Origin of the sequence: Stenotrophomonas sp. JAI102, assembly GCF_013409105.1 — a bacterium.
Classification (GTDB): domain Bacteria; phylum Pseudomonadota; class Gammaproteobacteria; order Xanthomonadales; family Xanthomonadaceae; genus Stenotrophomonas; species Stenotrophomonas maltophilia_AA.
Genome location: NZ_JACCCI010000004.1, coordinates 192,518 through 219,207, shown reverse-complemented (window position 1 = coordinate 219,207; position 26,690 = coordinate 192,518). Strand labels below are relative to the sequence as shown.

General features: G+C 63.2%; 21 protein-coding genes and 4 tRNA genes. 1 reads left to right on the top strand and 24 read right to left on the bottom strand.

Annotated features, from left to right (window positions below):
* Window positions 1–10: 10 nt before the first annotated feature.
* The 24 genes from rpsS to HDC96_RS15910 form a co-directional block, all read right to left on the bottom strand.
* Window positions 11–280: a 30S ribosomal protein S19 gene (gene rpsS, locus HDC96_RS16025; protein ID WP_019186148.1), complete on the bottom strand. Its 270-nt coding sequence runs from the start codon at window positions 278–280 to the stop codon at window positions 11–13.
* A 6-nt stretch (window positions 281–286) separates the two neighbouring features.
* Window positions 287–1,114, bottom strand: a complete 828-nt coding sequence (gene rplB / locus HDC96_RS16020) for a 50S ribosomal protein L2 (protein WP_017355408.1) — start codon at window positions 1,112–1,114, stop codon at window positions 287–289.
* A gap of 10 nt (window positions 1,115–1,124) precedes the next feature.
* On the bottom strand, window positions 1,125–1,424 hold the full coding sequence (rplW, locus tag HDC96_RS16015; protein WP_019186147.1) for a 50S ribosomal protein L23: 300 nt from the start codon (window positions 1,422–1,424) through the stop codon (window positions 1,125–1,127).
* Entirely contained in the window at window positions 1,421–2,026 is a 606-nt protein-coding gene (rplD, locus tag HDC96_RS16010; protein WP_128095571.1) for a 50S ribosomal protein L4, read from the bottom strand. Before rplD ends, rplW begins: the two co-directional genes overlap by 4 nt.
* A gap of 12 nt (window positions 2,027–2,038) precedes the next feature.
* Complete coding sequence (gene rplC / locus HDC96_RS16005) at window positions 2,039–2,689, bottom strand: 50S ribosomal protein L3 (protein ID WP_019186145.1); 651 nt, start codon at window positions 2,687–2,689, stop codon at window positions 2,039–2,041.
* Window positions 2,690–2,700: 11 nt separating this feature from the next.
* Window positions 2,701–3,012 carry a 30S ribosomal protein S10 gene (rpsJ, locus tag HDC96_RS16000; protein WP_010341589.1) on the bottom strand — a complete coding sequence of 104 codons (312 nt, stop codon included), beginning with the start codon at window positions 3,010–3,012 and terminating at the stop codon, window positions 2,701–2,703.
* 333 nt (window positions 3,013–3,345) lie between these two features.
* Complete coding sequence (gene tuf / locus HDC96_RS15995; RefSeq protein WP_179460848.1) at window positions 3,346–4,536, bottom strand: elongation factor Tu; 1,191 nt, start codon at window positions 4,534–4,536, stop codon at window positions 3,346–3,348.
* Between the two features lie 53 nt (window positions 4,537–4,589).
* Complete coding sequence (gene fusA / locus HDC96_RS15990; protein ID WP_176990873.1) at window positions 4,590–6,731, bottom strand: elongation factor G; 2,142 nt, start codon at window positions 6,729–6,731, stop codon at window positions 4,590–4,592.
* 136 nt (window positions 6,732–6,867) lie between these two features.
* Window positions 6,868–7,335, bottom strand: a complete 468-nt coding sequence (gene rpsG / locus HDC96_RS15985) for a 30S ribosomal protein S7 (RefSeq protein WP_019186122.1) — start codon at window positions 7,333–7,335, stop codon at window positions 6,868–6,870.
* 12 nt (window positions 7,336–7,347) lie between these two features.
* Window positions 7,348–7,722 (bottom strand): 30S ribosomal protein S12, encoded by a 375-nt coding sequence (gene rpsL, locus HDC96_RS15980; protein WP_017356008.1) that lies wholly within the window; start codon window positions 7,720–7,722, stop codon window positions 7,348–7,350.
* A 344-nt stretch (window positions 7,723–8,066) separates the two neighbouring features.
* Window positions 8,067–12,314 (bottom strand): DNA-directed RNA polymerase subunit beta', encoded by a 4,248-nt coding sequence (rpoC, locus tag HDC96_RS15975; RefSeq protein ID WP_179460850.1) that lies wholly within the window; start codon window positions 12,312–12,314, stop codon window positions 8,067–8,069.
* Window positions 12,315–12,403: 89 nt separating this feature from the next.
* Window positions 12,404–16,558, bottom strand: a complete 4,155-nt coding sequence (gene rpoB, locus HDC96_RS15970) for a DNA-directed RNA polymerase subunit beta (RefSeq protein ID WP_179460849.1) — start codon at window positions 16,556–16,558, stop codon at window positions 12,404–12,406.
* A 296-nt stretch (window positions 16,559–16,854) separates the two neighbouring features.
* A complete protein-coding gene (gene rplL / locus HDC96_RS15965) occupies window positions 16,855–17,223 on the bottom strand; it encodes a 50S ribosomal protein L7/L12 (RefSeq protein WP_019186119.1) in 369 nt (122 codons plus the stop codon).
* Between the two features lie 62 nt (window positions 17,224–17,285).
* Complete coding sequence (gene rplJ, locus HDC96_RS15960; protein ID WP_121044660.1) at window positions 17,286–17,819, bottom strand: 50S ribosomal protein L10; 534 nt, start codon at window positions 17,817–17,819, stop codon at window positions 17,286–17,288.
* 387 nt (window positions 17,820–18,206) lie between these two features.
* A complete protein-coding gene (rplA, locus tag HDC96_RS15955) occupies window positions 18,207–18,905 on the bottom strand; it encodes a 50S ribosomal protein L1 (RefSeq protein WP_121044663.1) in 699 nt (232 codons plus the stop codon).
* A gap of 4 nt (window positions 18,906–18,909) precedes the next feature.
* Window positions 18,910–19,338, bottom strand: coding sequence for a 50S ribosomal protein L11 (gene rplK, locus HDC96_RS15950; protein ID WP_019186116.1), 429 nt, complete (start codon window positions 19,336–19,338; stop codon window positions 18,910–18,912).
* Window positions 19,339–19,582: 244 nt separating this feature from the next.
* The gene (nusG, locus tag HDC96_RS15945) at window positions 19,583–20,143 is read right to left on the bottom strand and encodes a transcription termination/antitermination protein NusG (RefSeq protein WP_019186115.1); all 561 of its coding nucleotides are present in this window, start codon (window positions 20,141–20,143) and stop codon (window positions 19,583–19,585) included.
* A gap of 10 nt (window positions 20,144–20,153) precedes the next feature.
* Window positions 20,154–20,561: a preprotein translocase subunit SecE gene (secE, locus tag HDC96_RS15940; protein WP_121044666.1), complete on the bottom strand. Its 408-nt coding sequence runs from the start codon at window positions 20,559–20,561 to the stop codon at window positions 20,154–20,156.
* 44 nt (window positions 20,562–20,605) lie between these two features.
* A tRNA-Trp gene (locus HDC96_RS15935) sits at window positions 20,606–20,681 on the bottom strand.
* Window positions 20,682–20,784: 103 nt separating this feature from the next.
* Window positions 20,785–21,975, bottom strand: coding sequence for an elongation factor Tu (gene tuf / locus HDC96_RS15930; protein WP_179460848.1), 1,191 nt, complete (start codon window positions 21,973–21,975; stop codon window positions 20,785–20,787).
* 41 nt (window positions 21,976–22,016) lie between these two features.
* Window positions 22,017–22,092: transfer RNA gene (locus HDC96_RS15925), tRNA-Thr, on the bottom strand.
* Between the two features lie 47 nt (window positions 22,093–22,139).
* A tRNA-Gly gene (locus HDC96_RS15920) sits at window positions 22,140–22,213 on the bottom strand.
* Window positions 22,214–22,241: 28 nt separating this feature from the next.
* Window positions 22,242–22,327: transfer RNA gene (locus HDC96_RS15915), tRNA-Tyr, on the bottom strand.
* Between the two features lie 138 nt (window positions 22,328–22,465).
* Window positions 22,466–23,479 (bottom strand): isoaspartyl peptidase/L-asparaginase, encoded by a 1,014-nt coding sequence (locus HDC96_RS15910; protein ID WP_179460847.1) that lies wholly within the window; start codon window positions 23,477–23,479, stop codon window positions 22,466–22,468.
* 256 nt (window positions 23,480–23,735) lie between these two features.
* Between HDC96_RS15910 and HDC96_RS15905 the strand changes: the two genes are divergently transcribed.
* Entirely contained in the window at window positions 23,736–26,483 is a 2,748-nt protein-coding gene (locus tag HDC96_RS15905) for a TonB-dependent receptor (RefSeq protein WP_179460846.1), read from the top strand.
* Window positions 26,484–26,690 lie beyond the last annotated feature (207 nt).

The window sequence follows — 26,690 nt, the reverse complement described above, 5'->3', positions numbered from 1 at the left end:
TCATCTCTCCTTACTTGCCCGACTTCTTGTCACCACCGTGACCCTTGAAGGTCCGGGTGATGGCAAATTCGCCGAGCTTGTGGCCGACCATGTTCTCGTTGACGAGCACCGGAACGTGGTTCTTACCGTTATGAACGGCGATGGTGACGCCTACCATTTCCGGCAGGATCATCGAACGGCGCGACCAGGTCTTGATCGGCTTCTTGCTACCCGCAGCGGCTTCCACCTTCTTGATGAGGTGGTGATCGACAAACGGGCCCTTCTTGAGTGAACGTGCCATGGTCGATTAGCCCCTACGATCGCGGACGATGAATTGCTGGGTGCGCTTGTTATGGCGCGTCTTGTAACCCTTGGTCGGGACACCCCACGGGGTGACCGGATGCGGGTTGCCCTGGCCGGCCTTCGCCTCACCACCGCCGTGCGGATGGTCAACCGGGTTCATGGCAGCACCACGAACGGTCGGGCGGACACCACGCCAGCGCTTGGCGCCAGCCTTGCCCAGCTTTTCCAGGTTGTGTTCGTCGTTGCCGACTTCACCGATGGTGGCGCGGCACTCGACCGGCACCTTACGCATTTCACCCGAGCGCAGGCGCAGGGTGGCGTAGATGCCTTCACGAGCGACGAGCTGCACGGCAGCGCCGGCGGCACGCGCGATCTGGGCACCCTTGCCCGGCTTCAGTTCGATGCCGTGGACAGTGGTACCGACCGGGATGTTGCGCAGCGGCAGGGTGTTACCGGTCTTGATCGGCGCATCCGAACCCGCGATCACCTGGTCACCGGCCTTCAGGCCCTTCGGTGCGATGATGTAGCGGCGTTCGCCGTCGACGTAGCACAGCAGGGCGATATGGGCGGTGCGGTTCGGATCGTATTCGATGCGTTCCACGCGCGCCGGAATGCCTTCCTTGTTGCGCTTGAAGTCGATGACACGGTAGTGCTGCTTGTGACCACCACCCACGTGACGGGTGGTGATGCGGCCGTGGTGGTTACGACCACCGGACTTGCTCTGCGGCTCCAGCAGCGCAGCATGCGGCGCGCCTTTGTGCAGATCGGGCGTGACCACGCGCACGGCCGAACGACGGCCGGGAGAAGTGGGTTTGAATTTCATCAATGGCATGGGATGGACCTCAGGCCTTGGCCGTTACATCGATGGACTGGCCATCGGCGAGACGCACGTACGCCTTGCGCCAATCGCCGCGGCGGCCGGTGCGGTTACGGAAGGACTTGTTCTTGCCCTTCACGTTCAGCACGTTGACCGACTCGACCTTGACGTCGAACAGCTGCTCAACCGCGGCCTTTACATCGGCCTTGGTGGCTTCGTTCGAAACTTCGAAGACATACTGGTTGGAATGTTCCTGCAGGCGCGCGGTCTTTTCGGAGACTCGCGGAGCGCGCAGCACGCTGAAGACTTTTTCGTTGCTGCTCATGCCAGCCACTCCTCGACCTTCTTGACCGCATCAGCGGTGATGACGACCGTGTCGGCACCGACCAGCGACACCGGGTCCAGGCCCTGCACGTCACGCACTTCCACGTAGGGAATGTTGCGGGCCGACAGGTACAGGTGCTCGGAAGCATCTTCGGTGACGATCAGCGGACGCTTGCCCACTTCCAGGCCGGCCAGCTTGGCGATCAACGACTTGGTGTTGGTCGCTTCGACATCGAAGGACTCCACGATCGTCAAACGGCCCTGGCGGTTCAGCTCGGACAGGATCGCGCACATGGCTGCACGGTACTGCTTGCGGTTGACCTTCTGCTCGAAGCTGCGCGGCTTGGCCGCGAAGGTGACACCACCGCCGACGAAGATCGGAGCCGTCAGTGCGCCATGACGCGCGCCGCCGCCCTTCTGCTTCTTCGACTTCTTGGTGGTACCAGCCACTTCAGAGCGAGTCTTCTGTGCCTTGGTGCCGGCGCGACCGGCGTTGCGGTAAGCAACGACGACCTGGTGAACCAGATCTTCGCTGAAATCGCGACCGAACACGGCATCGGAGACCGAGACCTTGTTGTTGCTACCCGTGATAACGAGTTCCATCGTCATCTCTCCTTATGCCTTGCTAGCCGGACGAACGATCACGTCACCACCCGCTGCGCCCGGAACGGCACCACGGATTGCGATCAGACCACGTTCGACATCGACCTTCACCACTTCAAGGTTCTGGGTGCTCTGCTGCACCGAACCCATGTGGCCGGACATCTTCTTACCCGGGAAAACACGACCCGGCGTCTGGCGCTGGCCCAAGGAACCCGGCGCGCGATGCGACAGCGAGTTACCGTGGGTTGCATCGCCCATACGGAAGTTGTAGCGCTTGATGGTGCCCTGGAAGCCCTTACCCTTGGTGACACCCTGGACGTCGACCTTCTGGCCAACTTCAAAGATGTCCGCCTTGACTTCGCCGCCAACGGCGAAATCGCCGAGCTGCGCGTCTTCAACGCGGAATTCCCACAGGCCACGGCCCGCGTCGACCTTCGCCTTGGCGAAGTGACCGGCTTCCGGCTTGTTGACCAGGGCAGCGCGACGCGCGCCGACGGTCACCTGCACGGCGCTGTAGCCGTCAGCTTCGACGGTCTTGATCTGCGCGATGCGGTTCGGGGTAGCTTCAATCAGGGTTACCGGGATGGCCTGGCCATCTTCGGTGAACACGCGGCTCATGCCAGCCTTGCGGCCCACGAAGCCCAACGAATATTTCTTCGTCATGGTCGTAGTCCTCAGGTCAGCTTGATCTGAACGTCGACGCCGGCAGCCAGTTCGAGCTTCATCAGCGCGTCCACGGTCTTGTCGTTCGGGTCAACGATATCGAGCACGCGCTTATGCGTGCGGGTCTCGTACTGGTCACGCGCGTCTTTGTCGACGTGCGGCGAGACGAGAATGGTGTAACGCTCGATCTTGGTCGGCAGGGGGATCGGGCCACGCACTTGCGCGCCGGTCCGCTTTGCCGTTTCTACGATCTCGCTGGCCGAACGGTCGATCAAACGATGATCGAACGCCTTCAGCCGAATCCGGATCTTTTGGTCCGCCATGACGGTGGGTTCCTTCGTTAAAAGAGCGACGGACAAGGCCTCTGGGTTGCCTTGTCCCATGAATATCCTGAATGCAGACGCCGCACATTCCTGCGCGGCGACAAGATCTTTCCGTAGACCTCAAAAATCGAGGCAGACCGGTCTCCCGATCTGCCCAGACAAAAAGTATAGCGCGCATACAAGTTGGCAGTCAACAGGGGTACTGTTGACAAAGCCTGAATGGCGCGACCCTTCCTGGTCTGGGGAACACGAGGAGCATCCTGCGCCTCTTTTCCCGTTTGGTTACGCCCCGATGCCCTACCCAGGCAACATCGGGGCGCAGATTCTAGCAGATTACGCGATGATCTTGGAGACCACGCCGGCGCCGACGGTACGGCCGCCTTCGCGGATCGCGAAGCGCAGGCCTTCATCCATGGCGACCGGGTTGATCAGGGTGACAACCATCTTCACGTTGTCGCCCGGCATCACCATTTCCACACCTTCCGGCAGTTCGCAAGCGCCGGTGATGTCGGTGGTACGGAAGTAGAACTGCGGACGGTAGCCCTTGAAGAACGGGGTGTGACGGCCGCCTTCGTCCTTGGACAGCACGTACACTTCGGCGTCGAAGGTGGTGTGCGGCTTGATCGAACCCGGCTTGGCCAGGACCTGGCCACGCTCGACGTCGTCACGCTTGGTGCCGCGCAGCAGCAGACCGGCGTTGTCGCCTGCCTGACCCTGGTCGAGCAGCTTGCGGAACATTTCCACGCCGGTGACAGTGGTCTTCTGGACCGGACGGATACCGACGATTTCGATTTCTTCGCCGACCTTGATCACGCCGCGCTCGATACGACCGGTCACCACGGTGCCGCGGCCCGAGATCGAGAACACGTCTTCCACCGGCATCAGGAACGGCTTGTCGATGTCGCGCTCCGGGGTCGGGATCCAGCTGTCGAGAGCCTCGACCAGCTTGATCACGGCCGGCACGCCGATGTCGCTCTGGTCGCCTTCCAGCGCCAGGCGGGCCGAACCCGAGATGATCGGGGTGTCGTCACCCGGGAAGTCGTACTTGCTCAGCAGCTCGCGGACTTCCATTTCGACCAGTTCCAGCAGCTCGGCGTCATCAACCATGTCTGCCTTGTTCAGGAAGACGACGATGTACGGCACGCCGACCTGACGCGAGAGCAGGATGTGCTCACGGGTCTGCGGCATCGGGCCGTCAGCAGCCGAACAGACCAGGATCGCGCCGTCCATCTGGGCAGCACCGGTGATCATGTTCTTGACGTAGTCAGCATGGCCCGGGCAATCGACGTGGGCGTAATGACGTTCGGTGGATTCGTACTCGACGTGTGCGGTCGAGATCGTGATGCCACGTGCCTTTTCTTCCGGCGCGGCGTCGATCGAGGAGTAATCCTTGAACTCGCCACCGAAGCGCTCGGCACCGATCTTGGTCAGTGCAGCGGTCAGCGTGGTCTTGCCGTGATCGACGTGACCGATAGTGCCGACGTTGACGTGCGGCTTGGTGCGCTCGAACTTACCCTTTGCCATTGTTGTATACCTTGGATATCAGAAAAGAATGAGGTGGAGTCCTGAGCTTATGCTCAGGACTTCTTGACCACGGATTCGGCGATGTTCGACGGAGCCGGCTCGTAATGGTCGAATTCCATCGTGAACGTTGCACGACCCTGGGTCTGCGAACGCAGCGAGGTCGCGTAGCCGAACATTTCACCCAGCGGAATCATCGCATTGATGATTTCAGCCGAACCGTCACCGGTCACGCTCGAACCCTGCAGCATGCCGCGACGACGGCTGACGTCGCCCATCACGTCACCCTGATAGTCGCTCGGGGTCACGATCTCGACCTTCATGATCGGCTCCAGCAGGACCGGCTTGGCCTTGGAGAAGCCCTGCTTGAAGGCCATCGAGGCGGCCAGCTTGAACGCCATTTCCGAGGAGTCGACGTCGTGGTACGAGCCGAACACCAGCTTGACCTTGACGTCCACGACCGGGAAGCCCGCCAGCGGACCGCTGGTGATGGTTTCGCGCAGGCCCTTTTCGATCGACGGAATGAATTCCTTCGGAATCACGCCGCCGGTGATGTCGTTGATGAACAGGAAGTCGTCCTTGATCAGCGGCCCGATCTTCGGGTCGGCACGATCTTCGGCGGTGATCGGCGACAGCTCGATCACGACGTGACCGTACTGACCCTTACCACCGGACTGCTTGGCGTGCTTGTAGTCCGACTTGACGTCCGCGGCCTGGATGGTTTCGCGGTACGCAACCTGCGGCTTGCCGACGTTGGCTTCAACGTTGAACTCGCGCTTCATGCGATCCACGATGATGTCCAGGTGCAGCTCGCCCATGCCCGAGATGATGGTCTGGCCGGATTCTTCGTCGGTCTTGACGCGGAACGACGGATCTTCCTGGGCCAGACGGCCGAGGGCCAGACCCATCTTTTCCTGGTCGGACTTGGTCTTCGGTTCGACGGCCATCGAGATGACCGGCTCCGGGAACACCATGCGCTCCAGGATGATCGGGTGGTCCTGCGAGCACAGGGTGTCACCGGTGGTGGTGTCCTTCAGACCCACCGCCGCGGCGATGTCACCGGCCAGCACTTCCTTGATCTCTTCGCGATCGTTGGAATGCATCTGCAGGATGCGGCCGATGCGCTCCTTCTTGCCCTTCACCGAGTTCAGCAGCTGGTCGCCGGCATTCAGCGTGCCCGAGTAGACACGGAAGAAGGTCAGCGCGCCGACGAACGGGTCGGTGATGATCTTGAAGGCCAGCGCCGAGAACGGTGCCTTGTCATCGGACTTGCGGCTCAGGGCGATGGTTTCATCGTCCACGTCGGTACCGGTCACGTCCGGCACGTCGATCGGCGACGGCAGCAACTGCACCACGCCGTCCAGCATGGCCTGCACGCCCTTGTTCTTGAACGCCGAGCCGCAGTACATCGGCACGATGTCGGTGGCCAGGGTGCGCACGCGCAGGGCTTCGACGATTTCGGCCTCGGTCAGCTCTTCGCCGCCCAGGTACTTTTCCATCAGCTCTTCGCTGGCTTCAGCCGCGGCTTCGATCATGTAGGTGCGGGCCTCTTCGGCCTCCGCCTGCATGTCCGCCGGGATCTCCAGGTACTCGAACTTCATGCCCTGCGAGGCTTCATCCCAATGGATGGCCTTCATCTTGATCAGGTCGACGACGCCCTTGAAGTTGTCTTCAGCGCCGATCGGCAGCTGCATCGGCACCGCGACGGCACCCAGCTTGGCCTTCAGCTGGCCAACGACCTTGGTGAAGTTCGCGCCGGTGCGGTCCATCTTGTTGACGAACGCGATGCGCGGCACCTTGTAACGGTTGGCCTGGCGCCACACGGTTTCCGACTGCGGCTGCACGCCACCAACGGCGCACAGCACGAAGACGGCACCGTCAAGCACGCGCAGCGAGCGCTCCACTTCGATGGTGAAGTCGACGTGTCCGGGGGTGTCGATGATGTTGAAGCGGTGCTCCGGCAGGGACTTGTCCATGCCCTTCCAGAACGCGGTGGTGGCAGCGGACTGGATCGTGATGCCACGCTCCTGCTCCTGCTCCATCCAGTCCATGGTGGCAGCGCCGTCGTGCACTTCACCGATTTTGTGGCTCTTGCCGGTGTAGAACAGGATGCGCTCGGACGTGGTGGTCTTGCCGGCATCGATGTGGGCCATGATGCCGAAATTGCGGTAACGCTCGATGGGAGTGGTGCGGGCCACGGGAGCCTCTCGATTTCTTGGAATTCGGATGGCCGAACGCCGCCTTTCGGCGGCCTTCGGATTGGCGCGACACCCCAGGTGCCGCGGGGCAGCACCTAGATGGTGCTGCCGTGCCTGTTTTGCAAGGCCGTCAAACTCACCAGCGGTAGTGGGCGAATGCCTTGTTGGCTTCGGCCATGCGGTGGGTTTCTTCGCGCTTCTTGATGGCGCCACCACGATTTTCCGAGGCGTCCAGCAGTTCGGCAGCCAGCTTCTTCGGCATGGTGTTCTCACCACGCTTGCGAGCCGAGTCGATCAGCCAACGCATGGCCAGGGCCATCTTGCGCGACGAACGCACTTCGACCGGCACCTGGTAGGTCGCACCACCGACACGGCGGGACTTGACTTCGACCGACGGAGCCACGTTTTCCAGAGCCTTCTGAACCAGCTCGACGGAATTCGGGTTCTTTTCGCCGATCACGTCCATGGCACCGTAGACGATCTTTTCAGCGACCGACTTCTTGCCGCTCAGCATCACCATATTGATGAAACGAGCGATGGTTTCACTTCCGTGCTTCGGATCCGGCAGGACAGAGCGCTGCGGCGTATTACCTTTACGAGACATGTGTACTTTCCCTTAGCTCTTCGGACGCTTGGCGCCGTACTTGGAACGGCCCTGGCGACGCTTGGCAACGCCGGAGGCGTCCAGCGAGCCACGCACGGTGTGGTAACGCACACCCGGCAGATCCTTGACGCGGCCGCCACGGATCAGGACCACGGAGTGTTCCTGCAGGTTGTGGCCTTCGCCGCCGATGTAGCTAATCACTTCTTCCTGGTTGGTCAGGCGAACCTTGGCAACCTTGCGAAGCGCCGAGTTCGGCTTCTTCGGAGTGGTGGTGTACACGCGCGTGCAGACACCACGGCGCTGGGGGCACTTATCGAGCGCCGGGGAGGCACTCTTATAAGTGGTTGCCTGCCGCGGCTTGCGGACAAGCTGATTGATCGTCGCCATCAGTATGTTCTTCTGAGAGAGGCCAATGAAAAGACTGGCCATGAATGCGGAAATGTGCGAGCAGGCGAAAGACCGGCCTGCTGAGACAGACGATTGTAGCAACCCGGCGAAAACGCAGTCAAATGCGCACGCGCCAAGCCAGCCCTGATCCCGGGCCGTTACAGGGGAGCCTTTTCCATGCCCCCCGTTCAGGTTGTCAAGCCGGTCCGTTGAAAGACCGGCGGGCATCCTACCTCATCGGCAGGCATCCGGCCAGTGGCCGGTGCCGTCGATTTGCCGGGAAGGGGCCGACCGGAGTCGGCGCCCTGCCCTGCCGCGGTCCCGGCCGGAGCCGGGACTGCGTATTACTCGTCGCTGCCCGGAGCCTGTTCAGCTTCGGTCGGCTCGACCGCCACGGCGGCCACTGCGGCCACTTCAGCCACGGCCGGCGTGCTGCCGGACAGGGTCTGCATTTCCGAGTCGGTCAGCCCGGAGGCGTTGCGACGTCGGTTGGCGTGGTACGCAAGGCCCGTACCGGCCGGGATCAGACGGCCGACGATGACGTTTTCCTTCAGGCCGCGCAGGTTGTCCGAGGTGCCGCGAACAGCCGCTTCGGTCAGCACGCGGGTGGTTTCCTGGAACGACGCCGCCGAGATGAACGACTCGGTCGCCAGCGAAGCCTTGGTGATACCCAGCAGGACCGGATCGAAACGGGCCGGCAGCTCGTTGCGGGTGGCCAGGCGGGCATTTTCCTCGATGACGCGCTGGCGCTCGGCCTGCTCGCCATTCAGGAACTTGCTGGTGCCCTGGTCGGTGATCTCGACCTTGCGCAGCATCTGGCGGGTGATCACCTCGATGTGCTTGTCGTTGATCTTCACGCCCTGCAGGCGGTACACGTCCTGGATTTCCTTGACCAGGTAGGCCGCCAGCGGTTCGACACCCAGCAGACGCAGGATGTCCTGCGGGCTCGGCTCGCCGTCCACGATGGTTTCGCCCTTGGTCACGTGCTCGCCTTCGAACACGATCACCTGACGGTACTTCGGGATCAGCTCTTCGTGTTCCGAACCATCGGTGTCCTTGATGATCAGGCGCTGCTTGCCCTTGGTGTCCTTGCCGAAGCTGATGATGCCCGAACGCTCGGCCAGGATCGCCGGATCCTTCGGCTTGCGTGCTTCGAACAGATCGGCGACGCGCGGCAGACCACCGGTGATGTCGCGGGTCTTGGACGCTTCCTGCGGGATCTTGGCGACCACGTCACCCACGCCGACGGCGGCGCCGTCCTGCAGGTTGACGATCGAGCGCGGCGGCAGCAGGTACTGCGCCGGCAGATCCGTGTTCGGAATGGTCAGATCGTTGCCGTTCTTGTCCACGATGCGCACGATCGGGCGCAGGTCCTTCGCCTGCGAACCACGACGCTTCGGATCGGTGATTTCACGCGATGCCAGGCCGGTCAGTTCGTCGGTCTTCTCGATGACGGTGACGCCGTCGATGAAGTCGATGAAGCGGATGAAACCTGCCACTTCCGACACGATCGGGTGGTTATGCGGGTCCCAGTTGGCCACGGTCTGGCCAGCCTTGACCGCATCGCCGTCCTTGGACGTGATGGTCGCGCCGTACGGCAGCTTGTAACGCTCACGCTCACGGCCGTGGGCATCGAGCACCGACATTTCGCCCGAACGCGAGACCGCCACCAGCGAACCGCTGGCGTGCTCGACCGACTTCAGGTTGTTGAACTTCACCGAACCGGTGGTCTTGACGGTGATGTTGTCGACCGCAGCAGCTCGCGACGCCGCACCACCGATGTGGAACGTACGCATGGTCAGCTGGGTACCCGGCTCACCGATCGACTGCGCGGCGATGACGCCGACCGCTTCGCCGATGTTGACGATGTGGCCACGGGCCAGATCGCGACCGTAGCAGTGTGCGCAGACGCCGAACGGCGAGGCGCAGCTGATGGTCGAACGGACCTTGACCGACTGCACGGAAGCATCTTCCAGCTTGGCCACCCAGGCTTCGTCGAGCAGGGTGTTGCGGGTCACGATCGGATCTTCGTCGTTGCCCGGCAGGAACACGTCCTCGGCCACGACACGACCCAGCACGCGGTCCTTCAACGGCTCCACGACGTCGCCGCCTTCCACGATAGGGGTCATGGTCAGGCCTTCGGTGGTACCGCAATCCACCTCGGTGATGACCACGTCCTGCGCCACGTCGACCAGACGACGGGTCAGGTAACCCGAGTTCGCCGTCTTCAGCGCGGTATCGGCCAGACCCTTACGGGCACCGTGGGTGGAGTTGAAGTACTCCTGCACGTTCAGGCCTTCACGGAAGTTCGCCTTGATGGGCGTTTCGATGATCGAGCCATCCGGACGCGCCATCAGGCCGCGCATACCGGCCAGCTGACGGATCTGCGCCTGCGAACCACGCGCACCGGAGTCGGCCATGATGTACAGCGAGTTCATCGACTTCTGGTCGATGGTCTCGCCTTCGGCATTGACCACCTTCTCGGTACCGATGGTGTCCATCATCGCCTTGGCGATGCGCTCATTGGTGCGCGACCAGATGTCGACCACCTTGTTGTAGCGCTCGCCGGCGGTGACCAGGCCCGACTGGTACTGCTCCTGGATTTCCAGGACTTCGGCTTCGGCCTCGGTGAGGATGCCGCGCTTCTCGTCCGGGATCAGCATGTCGTCGATGCCGATCGACACGCCGGCGCGGGTGGCGTAGGCGAAGCCGGTGTACATCAGCTTGTCGGCGAACACGACCGTGTCCTTCAAGCCCAGCTGACGGTAGCTGGAGTTGATCAGGCGGCTGATGTTCTTCTTGGTCAGCTCGGTGTTGGCCAGCGCGAACGGCAGGCCTTCCGGCAGGATTTCAGCCAGCAGGGCGCGACCGATCGTGGTGTCCACGATCGAGGTCTTGTTCTGCTTGTTGCCTTCCTCGTCGGTCACCACTTCGGTGATGCGGACCTTGACGCGCGCGTGCAGTTCCACCACGCGGTTGTCGTAGGCGCGCTTGACTTCGGCGATGTTGGCGAAGGCCATGCCCTCGCCCTTCTTGTTCACCAGCGAGCGGGTCATGTAGTACAGACCCAGCACGACGTCCTGCGACGGCACGATGATCGGCTCGCCGTTGGCCGGCGACAGGATGTTGTTGGTGGACATCATCAGCGCACGCGCTTCCAGCTGGGCTTCCAGCGAGAGCGGCACGTGGACGGCCATCTGGTCACCGTCGAAGTCGGCGTTGAACGCGGTGCAGACCAGCGGGTGCAGCTGGATGGCCTTGCCTTCGATCAGGACCGGCTCGAACGCCTGGATGCCCAGACGGTGCAGGGTCGGCGCACGGTTCAGCATCACCGGATGTTCGCGGATGACCTCTTCCAGGATGTCCCAGACTTCGGCTTCTTCGCGCTCGACCAGCTTCTTGGCGGCCTTGATGGTGGTGGCCAGGCCACGACGCTGCAGCTTGGCGAAGACGAACGGCTTGAACAGCTCAAGCGCCATCTTCTTCGGCAGGCCGCACTGGTGCAGGCGCAGGTACGGACCGACCACGATGACCGAACGGCCCGAGTAGTCGACGCGCTTGCCCAGCAGGTTCTGGCGGAAGCGACCCTGCTTGCCCTTGATCATGTCGGCCAGCGACTTCAGCGGGCGCTTGTTGGTGCCGGTGATGGCACGGCCGCGACGGCCGTTGTCCAGCAGCGCATCGACCGATTCCTGCAGCATGCGCTTTTCATTGCGCACGATGATGTCCGGCGCGTTCAGCTCGAGCAGGCGACGCAGGCGGTTGTTGCGGTTGATGACGCGGCGGTACAGGTCGTTCAGATCGGAGGTCGCGAAGCGGCCACCGTCCAGCGGCACCAGCGGACGCAGGTCCGGCGGCAGCACCGGCAGCACGGTCATGACCATCCACTCCGGACGGTTGCCCGACTCGAGGAAGGCCTCGACCAGCTTGATGCGCTTGGTCAGTCGCTTGAGCTTGGTTTCCGAACCGGTGCTGGCGATTTCTTCGCGCAGGCGGGTCATTTCCGACTGCAGGTCGATCGTGCGCAGCAGCTCGTACACGGCCTCGGCGCCCATGGCGGCATCGAAGTCGTCGCCGTGTTCCTGGCGGGCCTGCAGGTACTGTTCTTCGGTCAGCAGCTGGCGGCGTTCCAGGGCGGTCAGGCCCGGCTCGGTCACCACGTAGGCTTCGAAGTACAGCACGCGCTCGATGTCACGCAGGGTCATGTCCAGCATCAGGCCGATGCGCGACGGCAGCGACTTGAGGAACCAGATGTGCGCGACCGGCGAGGCCAGGTCGATGTGACCCATGCGCTCGCGACGCACCTTGGCCAGGGTGACTTCGGTGCCGCACTTTTCGCAGACCACGCCGCGGTGCTTCATGCGCTTGTACTTGCCGCACAGGCACTCGTAGTCCTTGACCGGTCCGAAGATGGCGGCGCAGAACAGGCCGTCACGTTCCGGCTTGAACGTACGGTAGTTGATGGTTTCCGGCTTCTTCACTTCGCCGAAGGACCACGAACGGATCAGGTCCGGCGAGGCCAGCGCGATCTTGATCGCGTCGAAGTCCAGCGTCTGGCGCTGCTGGTTGAAGAGGTTGAGCAAGTCTTTCATGGTGTTTCTCCGAAAGGAGGAAATCTTGTCGATGGGGCTGTCGGTTCAGATCCGGCGGCGCGGCTGCCGGGGCAGCCGCGCCTGCACGATCAGTTGCCGTCCAGTTCCATGTTGATGGCCAGCGAGCGGATTTCCTTCACGAGCACGTTGAAGGATTCCGGCATGCCCGCGACCATCTCGTGCTCACCGTCGACGATGTTCTTGTACATCTGGTTGCGGCCCTGCACGTCATCGGACTTCACCGTCAGCATTTCCTGCAGGGTGTAGGCCGCGCCGTAGGCTTCCAGCGCCCAGACTTCCATTTCACCGAAGCGCTGGCCACCGAACTGCGCCTTGCCGCCCAGCGGCTGCTGGGTAACGAGCGAGTACGGGCCGGTCGAACGGGCGTGCATCTTGTCGTCGACCAGGTGGTTCAGCTTCAGGTAGTGCATGTAGCCCACGGTGGTGTGGCGATCGAATGCCTCACCGGTGCGGCCGTCATACAGCTGGGTCTGGCCGCTCAGCGGCAGGTCGGCCAGGGCAAGCATGTGCTTGATCTCGGCTTCGGTCGCACCGTCGAACACCGGCGTTGCCATCGGCACGCCGTCGGTCAGGTTGTCGGCCAGGCGCAGCAGCTCCTCGTCGCTGAACTGGGTCAGGTCGACGTGGTTGGCGTGCTGGGTCTTGTCGTGGTTGTAGACATCGTCCAGGAACTTGCGCAGGTCGCTGATCGCGGCCTGGGCTTCCAGCATGCCCTGGATCTTGCGACCCAGGCCCTTGGCGGCCCAGCCCAGATGCACTTCCAGAATCTGGCCGATGTTCATACGCGACGGCACGCCCAGCGGGTTCAGCACGATGTCCACGGTCTCGCCCGAGGCCATGTACGGCATGTCTTCGACCGGCACCACGTTGGAGACCACACCCTTGTTGCCATGGCGGCCTGCCATCTTGTCACCCGGCTGGATGCGACGCTTCACGGCCAGGAACACCTTGACCATCTTCAGCACGCCCGGCGCCAGGTCGTCGCCCGCGGTGATCTTGCCGCGCTTGTCGGCGAAGCGACGCTCGAATTCCTTCTCGTGCGCCTGGATCTGCTTCTGGGCGCGTTCGATGGCTTCCGAGGCGTCCTCATCCTTCATGCGCAGCACGAACCAGTCGGCCTTCTTCAGGCCGTCCAGGTAGGCGTCGGTAACGGTGTCGCCCTTCTTCAGGTTGGCACCGCCGTTGACCACCTTGCCCACGATCTGCGAGCGCAGACGGGCGTAGATGGCGCCTTCCAGGATGCGGAACTGGTCGTCGAAGTCCTTCTTGACGCGCTTGATTTCAGACTCTTCGATCTGACGGGCGCGCTTGTCCTTCTCGATGCCATCGCGGGTGAAGACCTGCACGTCGATGACGGTGCCGTCCATGCCCGGGGGCACGCGCAGCGAGCTGTCCTTCACGTCCGAGGCCTTCTCGCCGAAGATCGCGCGCAGCAGCTTCTCTTCCGGGGTCAGCTGGCTCTCGCCCTTCGGGGTGACCTTGCCGACCATGATGTCGCCGGCGCGGACTTCCGCACCGATGTACACCACGCCGCTCTCGTCCAGGCGGTTCAGTGCCTGCTCGGAGACGTTCGGGATGTCGGCGGAGATTTCCTCCGGCCCCAGCTTGGTGTCACGCGCGACGCAGGTCAGCTCTTCGATGTGGATCGTGGTGTAACGATCCTCTTCCACCACGCGCTCGGAGAGCAGGATGGAGTCTTCGAAGTTGTAGCCGTTCCACGGCATGAAGGCGATCAGCATGTTCTGGCCCAGGGCCAGTTCGCCGATGTCGGTGGACGGACCATCGGCCAGCACGTCGCCACGCGCCACCACGTTGCCCACTTCCACCAGCGGACGCTGGTTGATGCAGGTGTTCTGGTTGGAGCGGGTGTACTTGATCAGGTTGTAGATATCCACGCCGGCATCGCTCGCGTCGGTGATCTCCACTTCGTTGACCTTGACCACGATGCGGCCGGCGTCGATCTGCACGATCTCGCCGCCACGACGGGCGTTCACGGTCACACCCGAGTCACGGGCCACGGCGCGTTCGATACCGGTACCCACCAGCGGCTTCTGGGCACGCAGGGTCGGCACGGCCTGGCGCTGCATGTTGGCGCCCATCAGTGCGCGGTTGGCGTCATCGTGCTCCAGGAACGGGACGAGCGCGGCAGCGATCGACACGGTCTGCATCGGCGAGACGTCCATGAAGTGGACTTCTGCCGGCGGCTTGAGCAGCGACTCACCCTGGAAGCGGCACGGTACGAACTGCTCGGTGAGCATGCTCTTGGCATCGGTCAGGGCGTTGGCCTGGGCGATGACGTACTCGTTTTCTTCGATGGCCGACAGGAATTCGATCTCGTCGGACACCTTGCCGTCAGCGACCTTGCGGTACGGGGTCTCGAGGAAACCGTACTGATTGGTGCGGGCGTACACGGCCAGCGAGTTGATCAGGCCGATGTTCGGGCCTTCCGGCGTTTCGATGGTGCAGACGCGGCCGTAATGGGTCGGATGCACGTCGCGCACTTCGAAGCCGGCGCGTTCGCGGGTCAGACCGCCCGGACCCAGGGCCGAGACGCGACGCTTGTGCGTCACTTCCGACAGCGGGTTGTTCTGATCCATGAACTGCGACAGCTGCGAGGAGCCGAAGAACTCCTTGATGGCCGCGGCGACCGGCTTGGCGTTGATCAGCTCCTGCGGGGTCAGGCCTTCGGATTCGGCCATCGACAGGCGCTCCTTGACCGCGCGCTCGACGCGGACCAGGCCCACGCGGAACACGTTCTCGGCCATTTCACCGACCGAACGCACGCGACGGTTGCCCAGGTGATCGATGTCATCGACCACGCCACGACCGTTGCGGATCTCGGTCAGGACCTTGATCACGTCCAGGATGTCGGAGCTGTCAGCGTGCTCGGCGACCAGGCGCTTGGATTCTTCGTCGTTGCGCTCGCCGAAGTACTTGCGGTCGTAGAGCACGGCTTCGCCGGTGACAGCCTTGCGGCCGACACGGCGGTTGAACTTCATGCGGCCGACCGTGGACAGGTCGTAGCGCTCGAAGGTGAAGAACAGGTTGTGGAACAGGTTCTGCGCGGCGTCCTTGGTCGGCGGCTCGCCCGGACGCATCATGCGGTAGATCTCGACCAGGGCTTCCAGCTGGGTCTTGGTCGGATCGATGCGCAGGGTGTTGGACAGGTACGGGCCACGATCCAGATCGTTCACCCACAGGGTGCCCACGGCATCCACGCCGGCCTTGCGGAAGGCCTGCAGCTGCTCGTCGGTGATTTCGTCGTTGGCCTGGGCCAGCAGTTCACCGGTGTTGGCATCGACCACGTCGTGCGACAGGATGCGGCCGACGATGTAATCGTCCGGCACGGCCAGGGCGGCAATGCCCGAGGCTTCCAGCTGCTTGACGTGGCGCGCGGTGATGCGTTTGCCGGCTTCGACGATGACCTTGTCGCCATCGGCCAGGTCGAAGTTCAGGGTTTCGCCGCGCAGACGCTCGGCCACCAGTTCGAGCTGCACGCCTTCATCGGGGTTGATGTGGAACGTGTTGATCTCGAAGAACTCGGCCAGCATCTCTTCGTTGCTGTAACCCAGCGCACGCAGCAGGATCGACACCGGCAGCTTGCGGCGACGATCGATACGGGTGAACAGGGCGTCCTTCGGGTCGAACTCGAAGTCCAGCCAGGAGCCGCGGTACGGGATGATGCGGGCGCTGTACAGCAGCTTGCCCGAGCTGTGGGTCTTGCCACGGTCGTGGTCGAAGAACACACCCGGCGAACGGTGCAGCTGCGAGACGATCACGCGCTCGGTACCGTTCACGATGAAGGTGCCGTTGTCGGTCATCAGCGGGATTTCGCCGAGGTAGACCTCCTGCTCCTTCACGTACTTGATGGCCTTGGTCGACGACTCACGGTCGTAGATCACCAGGCGCACGGTCACGCGCAGCGGCGCGCCGTAGCTCATGCCGCGCTGGCGGCATTCGCGCTCGTCGAACACCGGATCGCCGAGCTTGTAGCCGACGTATTCCAGGGCAGCGTTGCCGCTGTAGCTGGAAATCGGGAACACCGACTTCAGGGCCGCATGCAGGCCGTGGTCCGTGCGCTTGGCCGGATCGACGTTTTCCTGCAGGAATTCACGGTAGGAATCGACCTGGATGGCAAGCAGGAACGGCACTTCGAGGATCGAGCGCTGCTTGCCGAAATCCTTGCGGATACGCTTCTTTTCGGTGAACGAATAAGACGTCATGAGGTATCACCTTGGCTGTGCGGATCGTGCGTCCACGACCCGAGGGGAAACTGAAATTGTCAGTTGGAAGTCGCTGGTATTGCCGGCACCAGCACGCCTTCTCCCGCTACTTCCAACTGCCAACTCGTCTGCATCCACTCCCCTGCCCGCGCGCCTGGGCGCCGCTGTGACCGGGGATGACCGCAGCCCGTGTTGGGCTCGTATTTCGGGTGTTGCGTGAAACGACCAAAGGCCGGGGGCTTACGCCCCCAGCCTTGGCTGCATCGCCGTGATTCGGTGGCGAGGCAAGGAACTGCTTACTTGACTTCGACAGTCGCGCCAGCAGCTTCCAGGTCCTTCTTGAACTTGGCAGCGTCGTCCTTCGAAGCGGCTTCCTTGATCATGCCGCCGGCTTCAGCCAGATCCTTCGCTTCCTTCAGGCCCAGGCCGGTGATGGCGCGGACAGCCTTGATGACTTCGACCTTCTTGTCGCCGGCCGACTTCAGGATGACGTCGAATTCGGTCTGCTCTTCAACAGCGGCAGCCGGGCCAGCAGCAGCAGCTGCGGCGACCGGAGCAGCGGCGGAGACGCCGAACTTCTCTTCGATGGCCTTGACCAGCTCCATCACTTCCATCAGGGACTTCTCGGCGATGGCGTCGACGATCTGTTCGTTGGTAAGGGACATTTTGATTACCTTTGGATAATTTTCTGGGTTGAGGTTCCGTTCGGAACCACGGAAACGTCGACTCAGGCGGTTTCGGCGACCGGCTCGGCAGCGTCAGCGGTTTCACCGCCACCCTGCTTGTCGGCCACGGCCTTGACGGCACGGGCGAACATCGTGGCCGGCTCGGCCAGGACGCGGGCCAGCATGGCCAGGGCCTGATCACGGGTCGGCAGCGAGGCCAGCACGTCGACATGGCCAGCCGGGAACAGTTCCCCGCCGATGGCCACGACCTTTGCCTGCAGCTTGTCGTTGGTCTTGGCAAAATCCTTGATCAGGCGACCGGCTGCGCCGGGCTCCTCGAGCGAGAACGCGTACAGCAGCGGACCGACGAGTGCGTCTTTGGCGCATTCGTATTCGGTACCTTCCACTGCACGTGCCGCCAGCGTGTTCTTGACAACTTTCAAGAAAACGCCGGTTTCGCGTGCCTGCTTGCGCATCGCGGTCATCTGGGAGACCGTGGTGCCAGCGTATTCGGCTGCGATCAAGGAGTGGGCCTTGGCGGCGACGTCTGCCAGCTCGGCGACTACTTCTTGCTTCTGGGACAGATTGAGAGCCATTGCACTCCTCCAATTGAACTCCGCTTACGGCTCCTGCCGTGTGCGGTCCTGGGCGGCGTCCGTCCTGGACACCGGGAACATCAGGTGATGTTCCAAGGGTGGGCCGTTCTAGACCTGGATGGCCAACCTGGGAGGACCCAGACGTGCGTAAACCAGAAAAACTCCAGAAGGGCACCATCTACGCAGGGTGATTCCCGAAGGAATCGATTAAGCGTTCGGTACTGCGCCGGCGGCGACTCCCTGCCAATGCGAGCATCCCTGCCCGTCGCCGGTATGTACTGACCGCGCCTGCGGTCTTTGACGGCTATCTCCGCAGGGCGAGCCCCACTCGGATTGCCTTCAAATATCGCGGGTACCGGACCGGGGCCCGGCACCCGCTTGAAACGATTACTTCAGCGACAGCGAGGACTGGTCGATGGTCACGCCCGGGCCCATCGTCGAGCTGACCGAAACCTTCTGCAGGTAGGTGCCCTTCGAGGTGGCCGGCTTGGCCTTGACCAGATCCATCAGCAGCGCCTGCAGGTTCAACTTCAGCGCGTCTTCGGCGAAGTCGGCCTTGCCGATGGTGCAATGGATGATGCCGGCCTTGTCGGTGCGGTAACGCACCTGACCCGACTTGGCATTCTTGACGGCTTCGCCCGGGTTGGCCGACACGGTGCCGACCTTCGGGTTCGGCATCAGGCCGCGCGGGCCGAGCACGGTGCCCAGCTTGCCCACGACGCGCATGGCGTCCGGGGTCGCGATGACGACGTCGTAGTTCAGATCGCCCGCCTGCATCTTCTCGGCCAGGTCGTCCATGCCCACGGCTTCGGCGCCAGCGGCCAGGGCTTCGTCAGCCTTGGCACCGGCCGGTGCGAAGACGGCAACGCGCACGCTCTTGCCGGTACCGGACGGCAGCACGGTGGAACCGCGCACCTGCTGGTCGGACTTCTTGGCGTCCACGCCCAGGCGCACAGCGACGTCGAAGGACTCGACGAACTTGGCCTTGGTAGCGGTCTTCAGGATCTTGATGGCGTCCTCGAAGGCATATGCCTTGCCCGGGACGACGGCGGCCTTGATGGCCTTCTCACGCTTGGTCTGTGCCATCTTCTTAACCCTCTACCACGAGGCCCATGGAACGGGCAGAACCGGCGATGGTGCGCACCGCGGCATCCAGATCGGCAGCCGTCAGGTCTGCTTCCTTGGTCTTGGCGATCTCTTCGAGCTGCTTGCGGGTCACCTTGCCCACCTTCTCGGTGTTCGGGCGCTTGGAGCCCGACGAGATGCCTGCAGCCTTCTTGAGCAGCACGGCAGCCGGGGTGCTCTTGGTGATGAAGGTGAAGGTACGGTCCGAGTAGGCCGTGATGATGACCGGCACCGGCAGACCCGGCTCCAGCTTCTGCGTGGCGGCATTGAAGGCCTTGCAGAATTCCATGATGTTCAGGCCACGCTGACCCAGCGCAGGACCGACCGGCGGCGAGGGGTTGGCCTGACCGGCCTTCACCTGCAGCTTGATGTAACCGACAACTTTCTTTGCCATGAGTATGCTCTCCGGGTGCTAGCGCCTTACGACAACAGGCTCCCCATCGGACCGGGAATCACGCGTCCCGGCATCGCGTTTTGAATTCACGCAGAAGGCCACCTCGCGGCGGCCCTTGCTTTTTGCCAGCTTCCTGGCAGGAAGCCGCGCACTATATCAGGTTTCTTCCGCCCTTGCCTCAAGGGCTGGCGGGCGCAGACTGTTCAGGTTCCGGGCGGCCGCCCGGAACCTTGCTGCCTCAGGCTCAGACGGCCTTTTCGACCTGGCCGAACTCGAGCTCCACCGGGGTGGCACGACCGAAGATCAGCACCGAGACGCGCAGACGGCTCTTCTCGTAGTTGACTTCCTCGACCACGCCGTTGAAGTCGTTGAACGGACCTTCGGTGACGCGGACCATCTGGCCCGGCTCGAACAGCACCTTCGGACGGGGCTTTTCCACACCTTCCTGAACGCGGTCCAGGATGGCGGCAGCCTCTTCATCACGGATCGGCAGCGGACGATCGGCGGTGCCGCCGATGAAGCCCATCACCTTGGAGGTGTCCTTGACCAGATGCCAGCTTTCGTTGTCGATGCGCGGGATCCCGTTTTCTTCGTGGGTCTCGATCTGGACCAGCACGTACCCCGGGAAGAACTTGCGCTCGGAACGGCGCTTCTGGCCGGCGCGCATCTCAACCACTTCCTCGGTCGGGACCAGGACGTCACCGAAGCGCTCCTGCATCTCGTCACGCACGATGCGATCGCGCAGAGCCTGCGCAACCGACTTTTCGAAGCCCGAATAGGCGTGAACGACGTACCAACGCTTCACTGGTTTCTCCTTATCGACCCAGGAACCACTGGGTCAATTTCTGAATCACGAAGTCAAATCCGCCCAGCAGCAGGCTGAGGATGATCACGACAACGATCACCACCCAGGTCATGCGAATGGCTTCCTGGCGCGTCGGCCAGACCACCTTGCGCAGTTCGAAACGCGATTCGGAAAGGAATTCCCGCGTGTCGCGACCCTTGCCGGTCAGCAGGAACACGCCGAGGCCGGCCACCAGGCCAACGACAACGGCCAGACCGCGAAGCGGACCGGCCCATGCACTCTGGGAGGCATGCTCAGGAGCACCGAACCAATACCAAGCAAAAAGACCCGCCAGCACCAGGATCGCTGCGACGGCGTACTTGACGATGTCACCCCCCGTGGAGGCGTTGTCTTTGGAATGCTCGATCTTGCTGTTCATCCGGCTCTGGCTACTGTGGCGGCATAGCCGCTGGAAGGGAGAAGTGGCACGCCAGGAGGGACTCGAACCCCCAACCTGCGGTTTTGGAGACCGCTGCTCTGCCAATTGAGCTACTGGCGTACTGAAAAAACTTGCCTTCCCTTAGACGGCGAAGGCGGACCGAGGTTCCCGGCCCGCCTTTCGCGAGACCGGCAGCGCTAAGCAACCGCCGGTAGTGCAAAAATTACGCGATGATCTTGGAGACCACGCCGGCGCCGACGGTACGGCCGCCTTCGCGGATCGCGAAGCGCAGGCCTTCATCCATGGCGACCGGGTTGATCAGGGTGACAACCATCTTCACGTTGTCGCCCGGCATCACCATTTCCACACCTTCCGGCAGTTCGCAAGCGCCGGTGATGTCGGTGGTACGGAAGTAGAACTGCGGACGGTAGCCCTTGAAGAACGGGGTGTGACGGCCGCCTTCGTCCTTGGACAGCACGTACACTTCGGCGTCGAAGGTGGTGTGCGGCTTGATCGAACCCGGCTTGGCCAGGACCTGGCCACGCTCGACGTCGTCACGCTTGGTGCCGCGCAGCAGCAGACCGGCGTTGTCGCCTGCCTGACCCTGGTCGAGCAGCTTGCGGAACATTTCCACGCCGGTGACGGTGGTCTTCTGGACCGGACGGATACCGACGATTTCGATTTCTTCGCCGACCTTGATCACGCCGCGCTCGATACGACCGGTCACCACGGTGCCGCGGCCCGAGATCGAGAACACGTCTTCCACCGGCATCAGGAACGGCTTGTCGATGTCGCGCTCCGGGGTCGGGATCCAGCTGTCGAGAGCCTCGACCAGCTTGATCACGGCCGGCACGCCGATGTCGCTCTGGTCGCCTTCCAGCGCCAGGCGGGCCGAACCCGAGATGATCGGGGTGTCGTCGCCCGGGAAGTCGTACTTGCTCAGCAGCTCGCGGACTTCCATTTCAACCAGTTCCAGCAGCTCGGCGTCATCGACCATGTCTGCCTTGTTCAGGAAGACGACGATGTACGGCACGCCGACCTGACGCGAGAGCAGGATGTGCTCACGGGTCTGCGGCATCGGGCCGTCAGCAGCCGAACAGACCAGGATCGCGCCGTCCATCTGGGCAGCACCGGTGATCATGTTCTTGACGTAGTCAGCATGGCCCGGGCAATCGACGTGGGCGTAATGACGTTCGGTGGATTCGTACTCGACGTGTGCGGTCGAGATCGTGATGCCACGCGCCTTTTCTTCCGGCGCGGCGTCGATCGACGAGTAGTCCTTGAACTCACCGCCAAAGCGCTCGGCACCGATCTTGGTCAGTGCGGCGGTCAGCGTGGTCTTGCCGTGGTCAACGTGACCGATGGTGCCGACATTGACGTGCGGCTTGGTGCGCTCGAACTTACCCTTGGCCATGGCTGCTTATCTCGAAATCGTCTGAATTGGTGGCACTTAGATGGTGCTCACGAAAGGAATCGAACCTTCGACCTCCTCCTTACCAAGGAGGTGCTCTACCGACTGAGCTACGTGAGCGAGTTTTGTATTATGGCACGAATTTGAATATATTCAAACTCATTCAATGGAGCGGGAGACGGGGATCGAACCCGCACCATCAGCTTGGAAGGCTGAGGTTCTACCATTGAACTACTCCCGCATCGGAAGCTCTTGCCACAACATGAAACTGGTGGAGGGAGGTGGATTCGAACCACCGAAGGCGTAAGCCAGCAGATTTACAGTCTGCCCCCGTTGGCCGCTTGGGTATCCCTCCTTACCACCCTGTCCCGTGGCGCCGAAGCGTTTTCGGTGTGGGGTGGAAGAGCCGTGAATTTTGGGGATAAACGGGGGTTCTGTCAACAACCTTTTTGAATTTTTTCACATGAATTTCGAATTGCCCTGCCGGGACGGGCTATTGGCCCGGCAAGGCCAGGGTTTCGCTGGCGAAGATGGCCACGTGCGGCACGCCATCGGCACCGATCCAGCCGCGATACATGCCCTTGGTGTTGAACGGCGTCGCGGCGCGACCATCGGCGGAGAGCACGATCGCGCCACCATCGCCGCCGAGGGCGGGAATGCGCTCGTTGATCACCGCACGCCCGGCTTCCACCGGCCCCTGCTTGAGGTACTGCATGCGCGCGCAGATATCGTGCGCGGCCGCGGTGCGGATGTAGTACTCGCCCCAGCCCGTGCCGGACACCGCACACCCTGCATCGGCATAGGTGCCGGCGCCGATGATCGGTGAGTCGCCGACACGTCCATAACGCTTGTTGGTCATGCCGCCGGTGGAGGTGCCCGCGGCGAGCTTGCCGTCCTTGTCCAGTGCGACCGCGCCGACCGTGCCGAAGTGGCGCGCCGTTTCCAGATCCGCATGGGCCTGGCCGCTGGCCTCTTCCTTCAGCGCCTTCTGCAGCTGCTGCCAGCGCTTGTCGGTGCGGAAGTAGGACGGATCCACCAGGGTGATGCCCTGGCTGCTGGCGAACGCCTCGGCGCCCTGCCCGACCATCATCACGTGCGGAGAATGCTGCATCACCGCTTCGGCGAGCAGGACCGGATTGCGCACGCGCTGCACGCCGGCCACCGCGCCGGCCTTGAGCGTGGCGCCATCCATCAGCGAGGCATCCAGTTCATTGCGACCGTCGTGGGTGAAGACCGCCCCTTTGCCGGCATTGAAGCTGGGATCGTCCTCGAGCACGGTGATCGCCGCAGTAACGGCTTCCAGCGCCGGCCTGCCCGCCGCCAGTGCGGCATGCCCTTTCAACAGCGCCTGCTGCAGGGCCGCGCGCGCGGCTTTTTCCTCGGTGGGCGAGAGATCCTTGCGCTCCACCCCCGCTCCGCCATGGATGACCAGCACCGGCTCGGCGGCGGTGGCCGCCAGCGGGATCGACAGACACAGCGAGAGCAGCAACGCGCTTGGACGGGGCATGGGCAACGCACTCTGATGGGTGGGCCCCATCATGGCGACAGCGGCCCGGCGTGGGTAGACCGCTGTCGCCCGCGCAGGCGCCCGCCGCTGCGGGCAGAGAGCATGAAACGCAGGTGTAAGCGCTTCCACCCCGTGCCAGAGAAATTGGCAGTGGTCAACCTTGTAAAAAAGGCGTTAAATGCGCGCCGTCCATTCGCGAAATGTGAATGGGGGACAGGCCTCCCTCGAGGCCGACACTTTCTTCTCGAGAATTCTCATGCGTAAACAGGCGATGGCGTGGTCGATCCAGCTGGCGTTGATGGGTGTGGCCGCAACCGCGGCTGCCCAGACGTCCGCCCCCGGGGTGCAGCAACTGGATACGGTGCAGGTCACCGGCTCGCGCATCCCGCGCGCGCAGGTGGAGGGGCCGGCCCCCGTCACCGTCATCACCGCCGAGCAGATCCAGGCCAGCGGCTTCACCAGCGTGCCGGACGTGCTGCGCTCGATGACCCAGAACGGGGGTGAGACCCAGAGCCAGCAGTCCTCCAGCGGCGCGGACTTCTCCCCCGGTGCGCAGCAGGTCGACCTGCGCGGGCTCGGCCCCAACCACACCCTGGTGCTGGTCAACGGCCGCCGCATCGCCGATTTCCCGATGCCCTTCCAGGGCCGCAGCAACTTCACCGACGTCTCCAACATCCCGATCGGGATGATCGAGCGCATCGAAGTGCTGACCGGCAGCGCCTCGGCGATCTACGGCTCGGACGCCATCGCCGGCGTGGTCAACTTCATCCTGAAGAAGCAGGTCGATGGCACCACGGTCGACATGCGCATGGGCACCACCCGCGAAGGCGGCGGTGAGTCCTTCGACATGAGCATCGCCAGTGGCTTCGACGCCGGCCGCTTCAGCGCGGTCTACAGCCTGGAACTGCAGTCGCAGACGCCGCTGTGGGCGTATGAGCGCAGCCAGCAGGATTCCACCCTGGATGCACCGACCGAAAGCGCGCGCGCCGCGCGGCGCGCCTACCTGCGCACCGACTACAACGATGACTACCTCGATCCAGGCCAAGCAACCTGCGATGCGCTGGCCGGCCAGAACAACGGCAGCACCCAGTACGCCGAGCGTGCGCGCTACGGCTTCTACTGCGGCAGCGACCGGTCGATCGGCTACGGCACGATCCTGAGCAAGCGCCGCGGCGCCAACGGCTATGCCGCGCTGCGCTACGCCTTCGACAACGGCGCGGAATGGTTCGCCGATGTGCAGATGGGTTACCACGACCTGGCGCTGATGCGCGATGTGACCCAGTGGGGCCGCATGGCCGCCGACGGCAATGAAGACGGTTACTTCTACAACCAGGCCACCGACCAGGTGGAGTTCTGGCAGCGCCAGTTCTCCCCGGAAGAAATGGGCGGGTTGAACAACGGCATGGTGCGCAGCACGCAGAAGACCTTCAGCGTGACCACCGGCTTCAAGGGCGCGCTCGGTGCGGACTGGGAATACGAGGCGTCGTTGAGCCACTCCCAGTACCAGTCCCGCATCCGCTGGCCGCAGATCATCGCTGCCAAGGCCAATGCGCTGTTCCTGGGCGAGCAGCTGGGCGAGTACACCGATGACGACGACAATGTGTTCCCGGTCTTCAATGCCGACCCGGCGCGCCTGTATCGGCCGCTGAGCCGCAGCGAGTACGACCCGATCGCCGCACGCACCACCTATACGCCAAAGTCGCGCACCGATACCGCCGCGCTGACCCTGACCAACGGCGAGCTGTTCGAGCTGCCGGGCGGCAAGGCCGGCTTCGCGGCGACGGCCGAGTTCGGCAACCAGTCCTATGCGCTGAATCCGGACCCGCTGGCGACGCAGTACTACTACTACAGCTGGAAGGATTCGGACGGCCACGGCAGCCGCAACCGCTGGGCGACCGCGGCCGAGCTGCGCCTGCCGCTGCACGACACGTTCAACCTCAGCGTGGCCGGCCGCTTCGACCAGTACCGCTACTCGGGCAACACCATCGGCAAGGCGACCTGGAGCGGCGGCCTGGAATGGCGCCCGATCGAGACCCTGCTGGTGCGCGGCTCCTACGGCACCGCCTTCCGCGCGCCGGACCTGCACTACGTGTACGCCGGCCCGGGCAATGACGAAACCAGCGCCAACGACTATTACGCCTGTGCGGTGGACGGCGGTGATGACTGCTCGGATTACGAGGAGAACCTGATCCGCACGCGCGAAGGCAATCGCACGCTGGATCCGGAAACCAGCACCTCGTGGAGTGCCGGCTTAGTGTGGTCGCCAGCGCTGGGGCTGGACCTGTCGGTGGACTGGTTCGACATCGACATGCGCGACCAGGTGCAGGACATGGACGTGAGCACGATCCTGCGCGATGAGGCGGCCTGCCGCCTGGGCGGCGCCGATGCGGCCTCGCCGACCTGCGTGGATGCGATCAGCCGGGTCACCCGCACCAGCGATGGCCGCCTCTATGGCGTGCATGTGAGCCCGATCAACATCGCGCGCGAGACCACGCGCGGCATCGACGTGGGCCTGCGCTACCGCCTGGGCACCGGGATCGGCGACTTCATCTTCAGTGGCAACCACACTTGGGTGAAGACGCACGATTTCCAGCAGTTCGAGGGCGATGTGGTCGAGGACCAGTTCGCGGTCAACAGCGGTTTCGACATTCCGCGCACCAAGACCAGTGCGAGCGTGACCTGGGAGAACGCGGCGTGGTCGGCCACGCTGTACGGCTCGCGCCTGGGCAGGCTGCCGACCTACGACAGCTACGACCAGAGCTTCGATCCGGACAGCGGCGACAGCCCGTGGATCGGCGCGACGTACCGTTACAACGTGTCGCTGCAGTACCGCTTCGACGATCATTCGCGCCTGTCGGTGTCGGTGGTCAACATCGCCAACAAGCTGCCGCCGAAGGATGCGACGTATACGCCGTATCCGTACTACCACGTGTCCTGGTTCGATACGGTGGGCCGCACGATCAACCTGCAGTACACGCACAAGTTTGGCGGTTCGGCGCTGTAAGCGTCGTTCCGTGGGCCCCGGTGGGGCCGGCCGCTGGCCGGCTCCTCATGCACCGGTAGTGCCGGCCGCTGGCCGGCTCCTCGCGTTGCGGGTGGGCCTTCCTGTTTTCCACACACCCCGTGGAAACCCATGGGGGTTTGATGTGGACAAGTGCATGCAAGCCATGCAGCGCAACGTTTTCAGGGCGTGGCGATATTTTGTCCAGGC